Annotated in this window: 17 protein-coding genes; 16 read left to right on the plus strand and 1 reads right to left on the minus strand. The window is 31.5% G+C overall.

Going from position 1 to position 18,039, the window contains the following annotated elements:
• The first annotated feature begins 83 nt into the window (after window positions 1-83).
• From IJF99_RS04665 to IJF99_RS04700, 8 genes are all read left to right on the plus strand, one after another.
• The gene (locus IJF99_RS04665; RefSeq protein ID WP_292792566.1) at window positions 84-623 is read left to right on the plus strand and encodes a glutathione peroxidase; all 540 of its coding nucleotides are present in this window, start codon (window positions 84-86) and stop codon (window positions 621-623) included.
• 87 nt (window positions 624-710) lie between these two features.
• The gene (locus IJF99_RS04670) at window positions 711-1,139 is read left to right on the plus strand and encodes a universal stress protein (RefSeq protein ID WP_292792568.1); all 429 of its coding nucleotides are present in this window, start codon (window positions 711-713) and stop codon (window positions 1,137-1,139) included.
• Between the two features lie 8 nt (window positions 1,140-1,147).
• Window positions 1,148-1,534, plus strand: coding sequence for a hypothetical protein (locus IJF99_RS04675; RefSeq protein ID WP_292792570.1), 387 nt, complete (start codon window positions 1,148-1,150; stop codon window positions 1,532-1,534).
• A 125-nt stretch (window positions 1,535-1,659) separates the two neighbouring features.
• Entirely contained in the window at window positions 1,660-2,484 is an 825-nt protein-coding gene (locus IJF99_RS04680) for a hypothetical protein (RefSeq protein WP_292792572.1), read from the plus strand.
• Between the two features lie 83 nt (window positions 2,485-2,567).
• The gene (locus IJF99_RS04685; RefSeq protein ID WP_292792574.1) at window positions 2,568-5,252 is read left to right on the plus strand and encodes a CDP-glycerol glycerophosphotransferase family protein; all 2,685 of its coding nucleotides are present in this window, start codon (window positions 2,568-2,570) and stop codon (window positions 5,250-5,252) included.
• Window positions 5,253-5,273: 21 nt separating this feature from the next.
• Window positions 5,274-6,359, plus strand: a complete 1,086-nt coding sequence (locus tag IJF99_RS04690; protein WP_292792576.1) for an acyltransferase family protein — start codon at window positions 5,274-5,276, stop codon at window positions 6,357-6,359.
• Window positions 6,360-6,459: 100 nt separating this feature from the next.
• Window positions 6,460-7,356: a hypothetical protein gene (locus IJF99_RS04695; protein ID WP_292792578.1), complete on the plus strand. Its 897-nt coding sequence runs from the start codon at window positions 6,460-6,462 to the stop codon at window positions 7,354-7,356.
• A gap of 98 nt (window positions 7,357-7,454) precedes the next feature.
• Complete coding sequence (locus tag IJF99_RS04700) at window positions 7,455-8,552, plus strand: acyltransferase family protein (RefSeq protein WP_292792580.1); 1,098 nt, start codon at window positions 7,455-7,457, stop codon at window positions 8,550-8,552.
• A gap of 3 nt (window positions 8,553-8,555) precedes the next feature.
• Here IJF99_RS04700 and IJF99_RS04705 read toward each other — a convergent pair whose 3' ends face one another.
• Complete coding sequence (locus tag IJF99_RS04705; RefSeq protein ID WP_292792582.1) at window positions 8,556-10,055, minus strand: glycosyltransferase; 1,500 nt, start codon at window positions 10,053-10,055, stop codon at window positions 8,556-8,558.
• A gap of 154 nt (window positions 10,056-10,209) precedes the next feature.
• Between IJF99_RS04705 and IJF99_RS04710 the strand changes: the two genes are divergently transcribed.
• The 8 genes from IJF99_RS04710 (at window position 10,210) to IJF99_RS04745 (ending at window position 18,027) form a co-directional block, all read left to right on the plus strand.
• A complete protein-coding gene (locus IJF99_RS04710; protein ID WP_292792584.1) occupies window positions 10,210-11,322 on the plus strand; it encodes a glycosyltransferase in 1,113 nt (370 codons plus the stop codon).
• Window positions 11,323-11,342: 20 nt separating this feature from the next.
• Window positions 11,343-12,383: a glycosyltransferase family 2 protein gene (locus tag IJF99_RS04715; protein WP_292792586.1), complete on the plus strand. Its 1,041-nt coding sequence runs from the start codon at window positions 11,343-11,345 to the stop codon at window positions 12,381-12,383.
• A gap of 42 nt (window positions 12,384-12,425) precedes the next feature.
• A complete protein-coding gene (locus IJF99_RS04720; protein ID WP_292792588.1) occupies window positions 12,426-13,811 on the plus strand; it encodes a hypothetical protein in 1,386 nt (461 codons plus the stop codon).
• A gap of 10 nt (window positions 13,812-13,821) precedes the next feature.
• The gene (locus tag IJF99_RS04725) at window positions 13,822-14,916 is read left to right on the plus strand and encodes a glycosyltransferase (RefSeq protein ID WP_292792590.1); all 1,095 of its coding nucleotides are present in this window, start codon (window positions 13,822-13,824) and stop codon (window positions 14,914-14,916) included.
• 131 nt (window positions 14,917-15,047) lie between these two features.
• Window positions 15,048-15,884, plus strand: a complete 837-nt coding sequence (locus tag IJF99_RS04730; protein WP_292792592.1) for an amino acid ABC transporter substrate-binding protein — start codon at window positions 15,048-15,050, stop codon at window positions 15,882-15,884.
• Window positions 15,885-15,915: 31 nt separating this feature from the next.
• Complete coding sequence (locus IJF99_RS04735; protein WP_292792594.1) at window positions 15,916-16,566, plus strand: amino acid ABC transporter permease; 651 nt, start codon at window positions 15,916-15,918, stop codon at window positions 16,564-16,566.
• Between the two features lie 8 nt (window positions 16,567-16,574).
• Entirely contained in the window at window positions 16,575-17,258 is a 684-nt protein-coding gene (locus tag IJF99_RS04740; protein ID WP_292792596.1) for an amino acid ABC transporter ATP-binding protein, read from the plus strand.
• Between the two features lie 115 nt (window positions 17,259-17,373).
• A complete protein-coding gene (locus IJF99_RS04745) occupies window positions 17,374-18,027 on the plus strand; it encodes a zinc ribbon domain-containing protein (RefSeq protein ID WP_292792598.1) in 654 nt (217 codons plus the stop codon).
• Window positions 18,028-18,039 lie beyond the last annotated feature (12 nt).

The following is an 18,039-nucleotide window of genomic DNA, read 5'->3' on the forward strand; positions in this document are numbered from 1 at the left end:
ATATTGCGAGACATGATAATTAAAATTTTTTACAAAACTTTAAATATTTTCAATTTTAAACTAATCAAAAAGGAGGCATGTTAATGTCAATATATGATTTTGAAGTTAAAGACGGTGATGGAAACCCAGTTTCACTATCACAATACAAAGACAAAGTACTATTAATAGTAAACTCAGCAACAAAATGCGGATTCACACCGCAATACACAGAATTGAACGAAATTTACGCCGAATTCAACGAAAAAGGTTTTGAAATCCTTGATTTCCCATGCAACCAATTCGGAAAACAAGCCCCTGGAACAACTGAAGAAATCACAGAAGTCTGCAGATCAAAATGGCTGGTTCCATATACAATCTTTGACAAGATTGATGTAAATGGGGAAAACGCTTCTCCGCTATTCGAATACCTAAAACAAGAACAGCCATTCACAGGTTTGACAGGTAAAGGTGCAGGTAAATTGAAGCTTGTTGTTAAAATGATGGATAAAAACTATAAAGACAACAACGATATAAAATGGAACTTCACTAAATTTTTAGTTGACCGTGAAGGCAATGTTGTTCGCAGATTCGAACCGACCGAAGATTTGGCCGATGTAAAAGATGCTATCAAAGCTCTTTTATAACTTCTCTTTTTTTACTTTTCTATTTTTCTAAAATATTATTAACTATTAACTACAAACATTATATTACTTACATAAAGGTGCAAGTAAATGTATAAAAAAATATTATTACCGACCGACGGTTCAACCTACGCTGATGAAGAAGTGGAAAGGGTTGAAAAGCTAATCGCCGATGACGGTGAAGTAATTGTATTGTCCGTTGCAGGCAGATTAACTTCCAGTGCTTTTCAACCAAGGAGAAAAATAAAAAAAGTCAATGAAAAACTCAAAAAAGATGCTCAAAGATACGTTGATCACATGGCATCTAAATTTGATGATGATGTGAATGTTAAAAAAATGGTTTTAACAGGTTTTCCTGCTGAGACAATTAAGAAAGTAACTGAAGAGGAAGGTGTTGATTTGATTATAATCTCATCATCCGGAAAAAGTGGAATCCATAAATTCGTGATTGGAAGCGTCGCTGAAAAGGTTCTTAAAGACAGTGAAGTTGACGTGCTGTTAGTTCATAATGATGAATAGGTGGACATATGAAAGCTAAAACTTTATTGATTTTAATAATTGTGGCAATTCTGGTTATTGCAATGGGAGCATTCTTTTTCATCCAGTCCAATTCACACAACACAAAAGTAGAAATAATCAGCAATTCAACATTGAAGAATGGGGACACTGTTCAAGTTGTGTTAAAAGACGAATATAGGAATGTATATCCCAATGAAAAGATTCACATCAAAATCCTTGATGATTCCGGCTGGGCGAATAACTATGATGTTGTCACCGACAATGAAGGTGAGGCATCAGTTGTATTAACCGCATTTGAAAACGGTAACTATACCATCCATACAAATTATAACGGAACATTATTCAACAAAGCGTATCACGGTGTAAACGCATTGGTAATCGATGACGGTTACTAACTCTTTTTTTCTTTTTTTCATTAAACAATTTTATATTATATGTTGAACATATTGTTCAAATGATGAGGTTTTATATCAAATTAATTATTGTAACAATTTTTTTACTTTTTCTCACATTCAGCTATGTGTCCGCCAATGAGGATATTCCTTCAAACGGTTTCAATAGCTCTGAAGATGTAAAACTTCATAATTTCACAGAATTGAATGCAGAAATTCAAAACTTTGCAGGTGATGTGTATACGTTAAATCATGACTATTGTTATGGGGCTAATGATAGTTTGGTGATTATTGACAGGTCTATAACTATTAATGGTAATGCGCATCATTTAGATGCTAAAAATTCATCCTTATTTGAGATTAAAGCAGACAAAAATATCTCCCTCATATTAAAGAATATCACTTTTAGCAATCATGCAAACATATTCAATATCAATTCATCTAACATAACCTGTTTTGACTGTTTATTTGAAAGCGATTATGATTCTATTGTATATGCATCACTGGAATTCCCCAGTAAGTCTTCTATCTATTATGGGGGCAAACCATCAAACTTGATTAAACAAGCTGCTTTATCCATCGTTGGCAACTCTAAGGATATTGCAGCGGCCAAAAAAATTGCAGTGTGGATTAAAAGGAATATGGCATCTGAAAATAAAGCAGGTTTTTATCAAAGTCCAGATGATTCTCTAAAACGACTGAGAAGTAATTGCTGTTGTCGAAGCCTTTTGTTTTTGCAGATGTGTGAATCTATTGGTTTGACAAAGAATCATAAATTCTATCTTGTTCATGTAGGGAATATTGTATTTGGGTCTAGACATTTCTTTGTAGTTGTAGATAACATTTGTGTAGATACCAGTTTAGTTAGCCCATGGGGTAGGGGAGGATTTTTTGGAAGGAATGTTTTTTCCATCACTGAGTATCCATATTTACCACTTCCCAAAGGATATTAAAAATCTTGTTTTTGAGGAAAATCTTTTTATTGATTGGGATTAAATATAATAATGTATTTTTGATAGACTCGAGTAGGTTTTGTATGATAATAAATGATGAATCGAAAAAGTATGATATAGATGAAAAGAAATTCTCAATAGTTATCACATTTCACAATAGTGAACATCATCTTGAAGAGGCTATTGAATCTGTATTAAATCAGGATATCGGTTTTAAGGAAAATGTTCAGCTTATTTTAGTCGATGCCGCCAGTAATGATTTGTCTTTGCAGATTGCTTTGAAATATGAGAAGTTATATCCTGAAAATATATTGATTCTAACTCAAACTTTTGACAATATCCCTCTAGGTCGTAATCTAGCAAAAAAATATGTCAGAGGCAAATATGTCAACTTCTTTGAAAGCTTTGATAAATTGGGTCCTACTTGCCTGACCAAACTTGATGAGACATTTTCTAAAAAGGATGTCAATATCCTCAGATTACCTATCTGCACTTTTACAAATGAGGGAATGACTCCCAGAGCATATATAAATAAAGGAATTATAGACTTGAATGAAAATCCCGATTTATATTTGACAGAAATCTTTTCTTCATTTTTCAGATTTGAGGCAATTGAAGATTTGGAATTTGATTCAAGGATTGAAACATCACATGAACTTAAATTTATGTCTCAAGTTTTATTGAAGGATAATAGGTTTATGTTATTGGATTTTGAGGATTATTATTATTTCAGAAAGCGATTCGTTTTAAATCCGGAAATCAAGCTGGAAAAGAGATATTATGCAAAAAATATTAATTATCTAATAAACGATTTGATTAACTATTCATTACAAAAATATGGTGAAATACCATATTTCTTAAAATTCATTCTTATTAAGACAATTGTTTCTTTATCAAAGGACAATGATGTGGTTAATATTTTGGAAGATGATTTCGATGACTTTTTCGTAATGTTAAAAAACATTTTACATAAATTCACAAATCATGAAATAATTGAAATCTGCGATTATCCTTCAAATTCAGGGTTTTTCATTGCCATAAAAAATGAAGACATCACTATTGACCACATTAAGGAAAATGTTCCCAGTGACTTATTAAAATTAAAATTCGGCAAAAATGATGTTAACCTGTTGTCTAATGATGTCGTTATTGATGATTTGGCTTCACGCTCAATATTTCTTGACTTTGTAAATATGAGAGATGGTGTGTTGTCATTTTCAGGTTTTCTAAAGAGTAATTTTAATAAGGAAAATATTTCCGTAACTGCGGTTAAGGAATATAAAAACAAGGAAGTTGAACTGATTAATGCAACATTCTATGACTATCCGACACGTTCAACATCAACAATGTTAGGATATAACTGGGAATATGTGTATAATTTTGATTTGGTTGTTCCTACAAGAAACGAAAAGGAAGTTTCAAGTATTAGACTGCTTGTAAATTTTACCTATGATAATAAGAAAATATCATTAGAATGCCCTATTACTTTTAGAAAATACTGCAACATGTCATATACAAGCCATTACTATGTTAAGGAAAATAGGATAGTCATGTTCAACGGCAGATTCAATATAATGCCTTATTCCTATTTGAAAATGGCCAAATATGAAATCAGAGGTCTGATAAAATTATTGATGGATCATGATTTCTTCTTCAAGCAGGCACTCTTTTTTAGGGTGTGTCATTTATTTTTATATCCTTATATGAGACATAAGGAGATATGGATTATAATGGACAGGAAAAATGTTGCTGATGATAATGCGGAACATTTTTATAAATATGCGATACAGCAGGACGATGGAATCAAAAAGTTTTTCGCAATTTATGAGGATAGTCCGGATTATTCAAGATTACAAGAAGCCTATGGCAATGTTTTGCCGTTTGAATCAATCAAACATAGGTTTTATTATACATTTGCAGATAAGATTATTTCATCACAGGGTTCTGAATTCTATTTGAATCCATTTAGAAACAGAAGATATTATCTGACTGCAGGAATTTCCAACATTGACTTTTATTTCTTGCAGCACGGTATCATAAAGGACAACATGTCTTCATGGCTTAGAAAGTATGACAGAAACCCTAAATTGATAGTGACTTCCACCGAACTGGAGTATAAATCATTATTCGATGAGGGTTACAATTATGGCGATAAGGTAATTCAGCTTTTAGGTCTGCCTAGATATGATAATTTAAACAATAAAGGTTATAGAAAACAGATTGTTATCATGCCTTCCTGGAGAAATTTCATCACTGATGAAAAAAGCCTGCTGGAATCGGAATATTTCCACAGATTCAATTCATTAATCAACAACGAACGATTAATTAAACATGCGAAAGAGAATGGTTATGATATAATATTCAAGCCTCATCCCGAATTGGTAAGGTATCTTGATTTATTCGATGAAAATGATTATGTACATATTGACCAGTTGAAGAAATATCAGGAGATATTCAATGAATCTGCAGCTTTGGTGACAGATTACTCTTCTATATTCTTTGATTTTTCATACCTTAAAAAACCGTTGATATACTACCAATACGGAAACGATTATCACTATGATTCCGAAAATGGATATTTCCAGTATGAGACAATGGGATTCGGTCCTGTAATAAAGGATGAGGATGAACTGGTCGATAAACTGATTGAATATATGGAAAATGATTGCATAATGGAAGACAAATATAAACAAAGGGTCGATGACTTCTTCAAATATAATGATCACAATAATTCAAAGAGATGTTATGATTGGATTCATGAACATTAAACTGATGTAAGGTTGAATAAAATGGCTGATGTGAAGACTAAAAAGAGGATAATATACCTGGATTATTTGAGGGTTCTTGCGATTTTCGGCGTATTGCTTAATCACATTTCCGCAAATTGGGAAGGTGGAGAGTTAATAAATAGCTCCATAGCTTTATTATATAACTCTTTTGGAAGAATTGGAGTCCCTCTTTTCTTGATGTTAACTGGTGTTCTTCTATTAAACAATAAACTGCCAATCAAGGATTTCATTAAACGCAGATATCCGAGGGTCATCATTCCGTTCCTATTTTGGATGACATTGCTGATTCTATACATGTTATTTGTTCTTAATCCTTCTTTGCTTAATGAAAACATACTTGAATTTGCAATTGTGCATTATTTATCCGATAGATGGTATGTCTGGATGATTTTAGGTGTTTATTTAATTATTCCAATCATTGCAAGCTTTATTAAAGGCACAAAAATGGAAGGCGTTAAATATTTCCTGATAATATGGCTTATTACAACTGCATTAATCACATTATCTATGGTATTTGATTTTTCACTTCATTATCTGGATTTAGTGATATTTTCAGGCCCGATTGGATATCTGATGTTGGGATACTATCTCCATAATAAAGAGATAAGCATGTCTCCTAAAAAGGTTGTCAGCATTTCATTATTTGTGTTTATCCTTTTTACAGTAATTAAAACATTCATTTTAAGTCAGGATGTTGTTGATCCGTATGCATTCAGATATTTTATCTTCACAATGAAAAGCAGATTGGAGATTGACACTGTAAGCATTGTTCAGGTTGCCGCTTTGTTCTTAATCGTAAAATATATGCCTAAGGTGACATCAGGCATTTATCAAAAAATCACAAAGTTCTGCAATAAGGAAAAAGTCTTATTGCTGATTATTTCAATAAGTCAAGCCAGTTATGGAATATATTTGAATCATTATTTCATTACAAATACACTTAAGACATATCATTTCCCATTTGCAAGCTTGCCTTCAATAATATTTGTGCCGTTGTTGGCAATCATCGTTTTATTATTGGCATATGCCATAATAATGGTTTTAAACAGAGTTCCGGTTATCAATAAATTAACAGGATATCATTGAGGTATAAAACATGAACATAAAGAATGATTATATTAATAAAATTAATGTATTGGCTTTAATTTTTGTTTCGATATATTGCATATCAGTCATTGGATATGATATGGAATCATCCCATAAACTGATATATGTTTTAACCCGTCTCATAACTAATCTGGCGTTTCCTCTCCTGTTGATGACATTTGGTTCAGTAATGTTAACTAAAAAGGAAAATCCTTTAGAATTTGTAAAGGATACATATAAGCTTTTATTGCCTCCGTTTATACTTTGGAATATTATTTTGGGAATTCTGATTATATACTATAACGGATTCCATTTGTTTGCAACAACAATAACCCATATCAATTGGTTTATATGGATTGTAATGTCAAATGTGTTGGTTGTTCCGATATTAAGCGAATTTATAAATTTCGAAAAGGAAAACGGAATCAAATACATATTGGCATTGTTCATTTTCTCAAGTATTTTATGGTCTTTAAGCGTTCAGTTTGATTTCAGCTTGTATTACATTGACCTGGTATTCTTTGCCCAACCTTTATGTTTCATGGTATTAGGTTATTATTTGGATAACAAGGATTTCAAATATTCTTCCAATAAGATTTTTATCATTAGTTTAATTATATTATTAATCACTCTGTTTATCCGAGTCTTATTGATAATAAATGGAATTGCCGAATGGAATAGCTATTTCACACAAATCTTCGGCACAACTTTACAGATAAGCATTGATCCGTTTACAATCATTGAAGCTTCAGCAATATTCTTAATGATTAAATCCTTCGATGGTTTTCTTAACAACAATTCTCTTATAAATTTCTATTCCAAAAAGACATTCTCGATAATTTTGGCTTTGGGCATTTTTGCATTCATTTTATCGAAATTAACGTTTTCAGTAAGTTGGATTATCTTAACAGTTCTTTCAACAATTTTATTCATGATACTTATAGGAGTTTTATTTTTTGTTTTAGAAAAAATTCCTTTTTTGGATAGGTTTTTCTAATTTAATATAATTTTATTTATTTTTTCTTTATTTTACCATAAGTTTTATATACTTTTGAAAATATAAGTGATTTTAATAATTATTGGGATTAAATATTTATGACAAATGTTTCAAGTGGGAAGAAAAAATCAAAAAGAATATTTTATTTTGATGCATTAAGGGCATTAGCTATCCTCACTGTAATCACACTTCACATTTATAATAATACTGGAAGTATGGTTGCGGAACAATATGGCGTTATTCCGTCAATAAACTGGATAATTAGTTGTTTTAATGGATCATGGTTCAGATTTGGTGTAGATTTATTTTTGATGCTATCCGGAGCCCTTTCATTAGGTAGAGTTTGGGATATTAAATCATTTTTAGGCAAAAGAATTCCTCGTATCGTAATGCCGTTCTTATTTTGGGGTTTCGTTTTAAGCATGCTTTTAATAGGAATCTCCTATTATGCTCCAGATTTCTTATGCACTATCAAATCATTTGATATAATGAGCATATTGACTTATCTGTGGGATTCTTATAATGCAAGTAATATGGGATTCACACAATACTGGTTCTTCTGGATGATTTTAGGAACCTATTTGATTATGCCTATATTCAATAAATGGTTATTGCATTCCGAGTTGACTGAAGTTGAGTATTTCCTTTTCTTCTGGTTAATCACATGTATTTTTGATTTTACAATATACACACCATTCCCAATTAAATTAAGTTATTTCTCAGGACCTATCGGTATGGTTGTTTTAGGTTATTATCTAAGGCATACTGAAAGAAAAATCTTCAATAATCCATATGTCGGACCGGTTATTACAATTTTGGCATTAATTATAAATGCATATGTATTTTATATTATGTTCCCTGTTGATGGATTTAAAATCGACAGATATTCCATATTCTTAGCTTTCCAAGTAACTGGTATATTTTTATTGTTCAAAAACTTTAAGTGGGATGAACATAGATTAACCAAACCGGATGGATTATTCCGTAAAGGAGTTCAGTCAATTGCAAAATACAGTTATGGATTCTATTTAATCCATATCGTTATTTTAAAATTACTATTAACTTATCTACAACCGTTTTTACATTATAAGGCATTGACTTTCACATTGTGGATTTTAACAATTGTATTCACATGGATTGTGATGGCGGTCTGTTATAGGGTTCCATATCTAAATCAAGTTATTGGAGCTAAATAGCTCCTATCTTTTATATTTTTCTAAAGTTTCTTCTAATCTTTTCTTAAAAGGATAATCCTCTATATAAATCAAATCTTTTTCATTGAAAATCTTTTTGGATTTTTTAATTAAGTTATTGTCATTTCTGAATATTTTATCATAATCTTCAAATTTAAGATGCCCCTTGATTTCAGAATCATTGTCATTTTCGATATAATTGACAATAAAACTCAAATCAAATTCTTCTTGTTTTTCCATAGGTATCTCAAAATCAAAACAATATACATATTTCCAGTCAATACCTAAACAATTGGTTTTTCTAGACAACTCTTCATTATATTCAGCTATAAACTCCTCAGGAGATTTTTCCATATTTTTAATTGCCTTAATTTTCAAATATTCGCTTTTACAGTAACTGCTGAATTTTCCGGATATCAGCAGATTTCTCTTTTTGACATCAATGCCAGTAATCCAAAGTTTATTGTTGTTTAATTTATTTAGGACATGATCCTTTGTTTTTAAAACAACTAAATTACCTTTGACATCAATATTGAATTGACAATTGTTTTTTAAAAACAATAAAAATTTCTTTTTATCGTTAATTGGAATATATTCATGGTTTAAAATTATCTCTTCATCGATATAACCTAGAATCTCTTGAAGTTTTTTCATGAAATTTTCATATTCCTCTTCGGATAATATCTCCTTTATTTGGGATTTGCCGTAATACCACTGCAGATCATATGCGATTACATATTGGATGAATTTTGCAACATATCCGAGCTGATCTAACGAAAATTTAATTAGTTCTTCATGAAAATATCTTAATTTATCTAAATAAAATTCCTTTTTATAGCCTATATCATCTAATGTGGATGAAGAATCGTCTCTTTTCCGGTATAAATAATCTGTGGTGTTCAGAAAAGCAATATTCTTTTCATTAACTAATAGTTTATTTATAAAGACAGCATCTTCACCAAGATTTATCTGCGTATCGAATTCGTTATCATTAATGATGTTTTTGTTAAAAAAACAAGATGAAGCAGAAAGTTGAGGATAATTATAATTTTCAAAAACATTAATAATTTGTTCTTTTTCAAATTTATTGTTTAAAGGATGTTCTTTATCTTTAACATTGAAAAATTTTAATGGTATGGCAAGTATATTGATATCTTCATGGTTTTTGATGAAATTGTCAATGGTTTCCAAGGCATTTAGTGATAGTTTATCATCGCTGTCTAAAAAATTAAAATAATTTCCAGTTGCATGTTTTAAACCTAAATTACGAGCAAAAGATTGCCCTTCGTTTTCTTTTGATAGTACAATTATATTCTCAGGGAATTTTTTCTGGAAATATAAACAGATTCGTTTGGAATTATCAGAACTGCCATCATCCACTAGGATTAATTGCACGTTCTCTTTAAAACCTATTGTTTGATTAATAACAGATTCCACAGATTCATGCAAATATTTTTCAACATTATATACTGCCATAATTATTGAAAACTTAAATTCCTTAACCATTCTCTCACTTAATTTAAAAAATCATTTTTTTATGTATATTTTATGTATATTATTTTTTATAAAATATCTCTTTTAAATAATTATCTTTCTAAATGCTCATTTTTAAATAAGATTAATTAAATAAAATAGTATAGAATTATAGAGGTAAATTTTAATGGTTAAAATTTCAGTTATAGTCCCTGTTTATAATGTTAGCGAATATCTTGAAGATGCACTTTCCGGGCTTTTGAACCAGACCTTCCATGACTTTGAAGCAATTTGTGTAAATGACGGATCCAAAGATAATTCATTGGAAATCCTCAATGAATTTGCTAAAAAGGATTCCAGAATCAAGGTCATTGATAAGGAAAATGGAGGTTGTGGTTCTGCTAGAAACAGGGCTTTGGATGCAGCATCAGGCGAGTATATTTATTTCTTCGATCCGGACGATTATATTGCTCCTAACGCATTTGAAGAGTTATATGAAAATATCACAAGCAATGATTCGGATTTGGTGATATTTAAGATAGCCTGGTTTATGGAAGGAGAGCCGGTTAACTACAAGAAACCTATGTTCAATTTTGATGAAATCTTCACTGATGTCGATTTTAATAATTTCACATTCACATTTAGAGATGTTAAACGTTATGTTTTAAATGTTGCCTTCGCGCCATGGTCCAAATTATATCGAAAAGAATTTTTAGACAAGTATGATGATTTCAGATTTGATTTGGGCGTTGCATTTGATGATGTTCCATTCCATGTCAAATCAATGTTAAGGGCAACAAAGATTTCATTTGCTCCTGATTTTTACTATCATTATCGTTATGCCAATCCGAATTCAGTCAACAATACTTCATCTAACGGCATTGACATTATGAAGATTGTCGATATTGTTGAAGGATTTTTAAAATCTGAAGGATATTTCGATGAACTAGAAAAAGAATTTTATGAATTTAAGGTTAGGCAAATCTTCATGTATATGCTATCTTCACATTCGGAGGAATATTTCAGGCTTGCCCAGGAAAAACTTCTGGAAGTCAAAGAGTTTGATGTGCCGGAGGATTTAATCCAAAGATACTACTGGGCAATAAATGCGAATTCTTTTAAGGAATATGAATTGAATGTTAAGGTAGATGGATATCAAAAACGAGTCAATAAATTATCAAAGGAAAACAAATCCCTTAAAAAAGAAATCAAAAAGAACAAAAAGATAAATGATGAATTATTGTCATCTAAAAGCTGGAAAATTACAAAACCACTAAGAAAGATGAACATATTCAAGTAGCACAACAAGGATGGGTAATTTTGGTAAAAATTTCTGTTATAGTTCCGGTTTATAATGTTGAAGATTATTTAAAGGAATGTTTAGACAGCATTTTAAACCAGTCACTAAAGGAAATCGAAGTCATCTGCATTAATGACGGGTCAACTGACGGTTCATTGGAAATTCTAAAGGATTATCAAATAAACGATACTAGAGTTAAGGTTTTTTCCCAGCAAAATAAAGGCCTTGGATGTACTCGAAATGTCGGATTGGAACATGCCATTGGAGAATATGTTTTTTTCATTGATTCGGATGATTATATTATTGAAGACACTCTTTTCAATTTATATTCCCATGCCAAAGAAAAAAACGCTGATATGACATTATTTAAATTGCTTAATTTTGATAATGAAACAAGGAAAACCCAACCGATTAAGTATTTCGACATTCCATTTTTGAAAAAATATGGAGAGTCCACATTCAACTGTTCCGATTTGGGAGAAAAGTTATACGGCGTTTCAGTTACCGCACCGGGAAAATTATTTAAAAGGGAAATAATTGAAAAATTAAGGTTTCCGGAAAAACTAATTTTTGAGGACACTCCTTTCGTCGTTGAATCGATCTTTTTATGTGAACGGATGCTATTTGTAGATGAATACTATTATATGAGAAGAGTTCGCAAGGATTCCATCACTCGTTCCAATTTTTCCCGATTTTCTGATTGTATTGAGATTTTTAACATGGTAAATGATATTTCCAGGAAATATGGATATTATGATATCTATAAGGAGCTTTTATTCTCAAGAAAATACCAGAATATCTCAACAAGATTTCAGGAAGTAAATAAGCGGGATAAACAGGAATTCTTTGACAAGATTAAAAAGGATTTGATTTTAAAAGAGGATGAAGTTAAAGAACTTGATTTTGATAAGGTAAAACCTAAAGCAAAACATTTTTATCATTCAGCCGTTAATTCAAAGGATTTCAATGAATTTGAATCATCACTTAAACATGAAAAAAATCATAATAATAAAAAAACCGGTTTTAAAAAATTGATTAGTGCTTTGAAGAAGAAGATTTAGTTTTCAAAACTTTTATACTATAATAACACTAATTTAATATTGATGTGTGCTAATTGTGATGAATTGTATATTTCATGTTTATTCCCGCCTTCCGATTATGTTTCAGGAATAAACGTGCTAAAAAGGATTATTGAAAACAATAAGAATGTAGATGTATTGCATATAAAGATTAATTCATCAGATGACTCTATTTTAAATGATAAAATCGAAAAATTTGTTAACAATAGATTAATCATTGATATTGACTGCAATTATGATTGGGCAGATTGCATATTTGAAGTAATCAACAAGGGCATTCCCGCGATCAAAAACGATTATAAAAAGATTTATTCAAGGTCATGGTTAATGTCAAATCATTTTTTAGCATTTGAATATAAATTTTTATCCCCTGATGTCTTTTGGCAGGCAGAGTTTTCAGATCCATTGATTTATGATTTATCCAATAAACCTAAACGATATAGGGAAATGATAATCGATAATAAGCAATACATCGAAAAAATCAATAGTATGATTAACGACTATAATCTGGAACATGGAACTGATTTTGAGTTGGTCAAAAACAAATCTTCCGCTTATTTTATCTGCGAATACATGGCTTATCTATTTGCGGATAAGTTAATTTTTACCAATGAAAACCAGCGGGAAATAATGCTGGGCCAATTTCCAGTTGATATCAAAGACCATATAATTCACAAAACCGAAATCAAACCTCATTCGGTACTTCCTAATGAATATTACTATTTAAATGAAGCTAATTTGGATTTGGATAATGAGAACATAAATATTGCTTATTTTGGAAATGACTATTATGGAAGAAGACATTTTGAAAGCATATTCTATGCATTTGAAACATTGAACCATAAATATCTGGATAATGTCAAGTTTCATTTCTATATAAGTGATGAAAAAATCTTAAAAACATTAATTGATTCTCTAGACTCATCAGATAATTTCATAGTCAAAAAGCCATTGCCTTATCTGGAATTTTTGAATGCATGTACTCAATTTGATGTTTTGGTGGTTAGTGACAGCATAACTGAAGGCAATTATGAAATGAATCCATATCTTCCATCAAAGCTTTCCGATTATCTGGGTTCAAATAGTGACGTTTGGGCTTTATATGAAAAAGGCAGCAGCCTATCCAAATACGAATTAAAATATAAATCAGACATAACAGACTTTAACGCCTGTCGGGAAGAATTAGTTAAAATATTAAATGATTTTGGCTGCGGTGACGAAAATTATTCTGTAAATGATGAAGGTTATCTGAATAAAAGATTAACTGTTTTAAATGGTTTATATGAAGAAGAATTCCGCCGAAAAGACAATTTCAAAAATAAGGCAGACAAACTAAAGAAATTAAATGACGAGATTCTATCTTCAAATAGCTGGAAGCTAACAGGTCCTTTAAGAAAACTGAGAAAATAATGGTGTTTGAATGTGCGAAATTTCTGTCATTGTACCGGTTTATAATGTTGAGAATCATTTAAGTGCCTGTTTGGACAGTATTTTAAATCAGAGTTTCAGAGGCATTGAAGTAATCTGTGTTAATGACGGATCAAATGATAATAGCCTATCGATACTTGAGGGTTATGCCAAAAAAGATAAAAGAATTAAAATCATCACACAGGAAAATCAAGGTCTTGGAGCCAGTAGGAATAGAGGATTAAATGAATCCAAAGGAAAATATGTTTATTTCATTGATTCGGACGATTTGATTGATTTGAATGCACTTGAAAAGCTTCACAATAATGCTATTGAAAACAGTTCGGACATGGTGATGTTCAAGTACCAAACCTTCGGTGGCAATAATAAGCAGACTGGTTTCAAAATTGATAGAAACTTTGGAGATATTGATTACAGCACTTTAAAGTTCACATATTCCGATGTTAAGAATCATGTTTTGAACTCTGAATATTCTGCATGCACTAAATTATATAAAAAAAAGTTTCTGGACTCATATGATGACTTTTATTTTCCTGAAGGCGTATTATATGAGGATATTCCATTCCATGTAAAGGCAATGCTTAGGGCTTCTTCAATTTCTTTTGTTCCCGAAGAGCTATACTATTATAGGGTCAATCCAATTTCCATATCTAATTCTAACACTAGCCCTTTTGATATATTCAAAATAATCGATATGGTCGAGTCCTTTTTGAAGCAGGAGAATTATTATGAGGAGTTTGAAATTGAATTTTTCAAATTCAAAGTGGCTCAAATCTTGAGATACCTGTTTTTAACTAATTCCATTGATTATTTTAACCGCGCTAAAAATGAATTCAAAAAAATGGAAATTAAAAATGAATCCCTAATCAAAAAGGATTGGATATCTGCTTTTAAGTTGATTATATCTTCAGACGATTATGATGAATTCGTTTCAGCTTATTTTAATAATAGAATTTCAGAATTAACTGAGCTAAATGAAAAATTAAAACAGGAAAATAAGAGGTTAAATGTGGAAAATCAAAAGATTCTATCTTCAACTAGTTGGAGATTAACAAAATCTCTTAGGAATTTAAGAAAATTTCACTAATTTCAAGTTAGAATAGTAGTAATAATAATATTTTGAACATTTAATAATTACATTAATATATTTAATTAAATAAATTATATTTTAGTAGAAAAAATTCTACTATATAGTTATAACTATTTTGGTGTTTTAAAATGAATAAAAAGATAGGTATTATATTAGCTTTAGTATTAGTAGCTTTCTTAGTTATGGGTACTGCAAGCGCTGGTTTATTTGACTTTTTAGGGGGAGATAATGCCGATGATGCCATTGCAAATGATGATGACACTTTCATCGTAGGATTTGACGCAGAATTCCCACCTTACGGATATAAAGACGACAGTGGAAACTATGTTGGTTTCGACTTAGACTTAGCAAAAGAAGTTTGTGAAAGAAATAATTGGACATTTGTAGCACAACCAATCGATTGGGATGCAAAAGATGCTGAACTTGACTCCGGTTCTATCGACTGCATATGGAACGGATTCACAATCAACGGAAGGGAAGATGACTACACCTGGACTGATGCATATATTGACAACAAACAGGTAATCGTTGTCAAGTCCGATTCAGGAATTGACTCTCTCGATGATTTAGCGGGCAAAACTGTTGAAACACAAAAAGATTCATCAGCATTAGCTGCACTTCAAGGCGACAACAAAACTTTAGCTGACACCTTTGCAACATTAACCGAAGTTGCTGATTATAACACTGCATTTATGGATTTAGAATCCGGTGCTTGTGATGCAGTAGCTATAGATATTGGTGTAGCTCAATACCAAGTTAACTCTAAAGACAACTCTGATGATTATAAAATCTTAGATGATTCTATTTCATCAGAACAATATGGTGTCGGATTTAAACTTGGAAATGAGGATTTAAGAGACAAAGTACAAGCAACTTTAGATGAAATGTTTGCTGATGGAACTGTTCTTAAAATCGCTGAAAACTACAGTGATGCAGGTGTTCCAGGATCTTTAATCACAGAATAAACTAGTTTAGTTTTAGAGGGAGAATTAATAAATGATATTAAGTAATGTAATATCACAATTGCTTGGAGGTATGGTTACCTCAATAGAGATATTCTTGCTTACATTACTATTCTCTCTTCCTCTCGGTTTAGCTATTGCCGGAGGAAGAATGAGTAGTTTCGGACCACTTAGATGGTTAATGAAGATTTATATCTCAATCATGAGAGGTACTCCGCTGATGTTACAGTTAATCGTAGTATTTTTCGCCCCATACTATGTGTTCGGCATAAGCCTGTCAGCCGACTATAGGTTCATTGCAGTGATTATTGCATTCACTATGAATTATGCCGCATACTTTGCGGAGATTTATAGGGGTGGAATTGAATCTATTAACAGCGGCCAGTATGAAGCGGCTCAGGTACTCGGTTATTCCAGATTGGAAACATTCTTTATAATCATCATGCCCCAAGTGTTCAAGGTAATTCTTCCTTCTGTAACTAATGAAGTAATCACACTTGTAAAGGATACTTCACTGTCATTTGTTATTGCAATTCCGGAAATGTTCACTGTAGCTAAACAGATTGCAGCTGCAGATGCATCAATTGCGGCATTGCTTGTAGCAGGTATTTTCTATTATATATTCAATATAATTGTAGCATTTGTAATGGAACGCTTAGAGAATAGATTAGATTATTATGAATAGGTGAAAGAATGAGTTTGCTTGAAGTTAAAAATCTTAAGAAAAGTTTTGATGATAATGTAGTCTTAAAAGATATTTCCCTAAGTGTTGAAAAAGGAGAGGTTTTAGCCATTATAGGACCTTCAGGTTCCGGAAAATCCACATTACTTAGATGCATAACAGATTTGGAAACCGAAGATAGCGGCGAAATTAATTTTGACGGGACTTTCGGCCTGGTATTCCAGAATTTTAATCTGTTCCCACATCACTCCGTGATGAAAAACATTACCAATGCACCAATACGTGTTCAAAAAAGAGATAAGAAAGAAGTTTTTGAACATGCAAGAGATTTGCTTAAAAAAATGGGTCTGCAGGATAAGGAAAACGCTTATCCCTGTGAGTTGTCCGGGGGTCAGCAGCAACGTGTATCGATTGCACGCGCACTTGCAATGAATCCGGATATTCTGTTCTTTGACGAACCGACATCAGCACTTGATCCTGAATTAACCGGTGAAATCTTAACTGTCATACGTGACCTTGCAGCAGAACACATGACAATGGTAATTGTCACTCACGAAATGGCATTTGCCCGTAATGTCGCTGACAAGATTATTTTCATGGATGATGGTGTCATTGTTGAGGAAGGTTCACCTGATGAAGTCTTCTCATCTGATAATAAAAGGATGAAAGAGTTCTTAGGCAAATTTTATGATTAATTCTTTTTAATCATTTCACTTTTTTTCTATTGGAAATTTTCATACTATTCAATAAAACTTATTTAATATTGTGTATAAAATATTATTATCTTTATAGTTATTGAGGTGATAATTAATGCGCTGTCCGAATTGTGGTAATGAAAATAATGATGATGCAAAATTCTGTAAAAAATGTGGAACTCCATTGAAAAAGGAAATCAATCATAACCAGATGATTAATTCAATGGATAAAGGCAATAGCGATAATACAACTAAATACATTATTATTGCATTGGCGATTATTGCTGTGGTTCTTGCAGGTGCCTTTGTTTACATTTATGGATTCGGGTCTAATCAAAGCAATGATTCACAGCCTAACCAAATTGACAACAGTCTAAATGTCAATCAAAGCAATGATGAACCAAAAACTGCCCAGGCTTCTGAACCGGTACAGCAATCCACTCCTAGTTCAATTTCCATTCTGGGAGGAAGTTTTTCAACAGGCAGTGCCGAATCAGATAAAACCTATGCAAGAATTAATGTGGGAACCGCACATGCCGGTGAAAATGTTATTGTTCAAATTTTCTATTCAAGAGATGGCAATGCCTTAAATCATGGTAATATGGTGCCTGCTACTGTTCACAGTGATGGTTACCTTGAGATAGCCAGTGCGGATGCATATCACTATTACCCGGATTATGCAACAATCAAAATTTATGATTCAAATAGCAATCTTTTGACAACTCAAAGTGTGGCTTTAAGCCCTACAAGCGGTACTCAAACATTTTAGTTGAGTACTATT

The organism is Methanobrevibacter sp. (assembly GCF_017406825.1).
Lineage (GTDB): Archaea > Methanobacteriota > Methanobacteria > Methanobacteriales > Methanobacteriaceae > Methanocatella.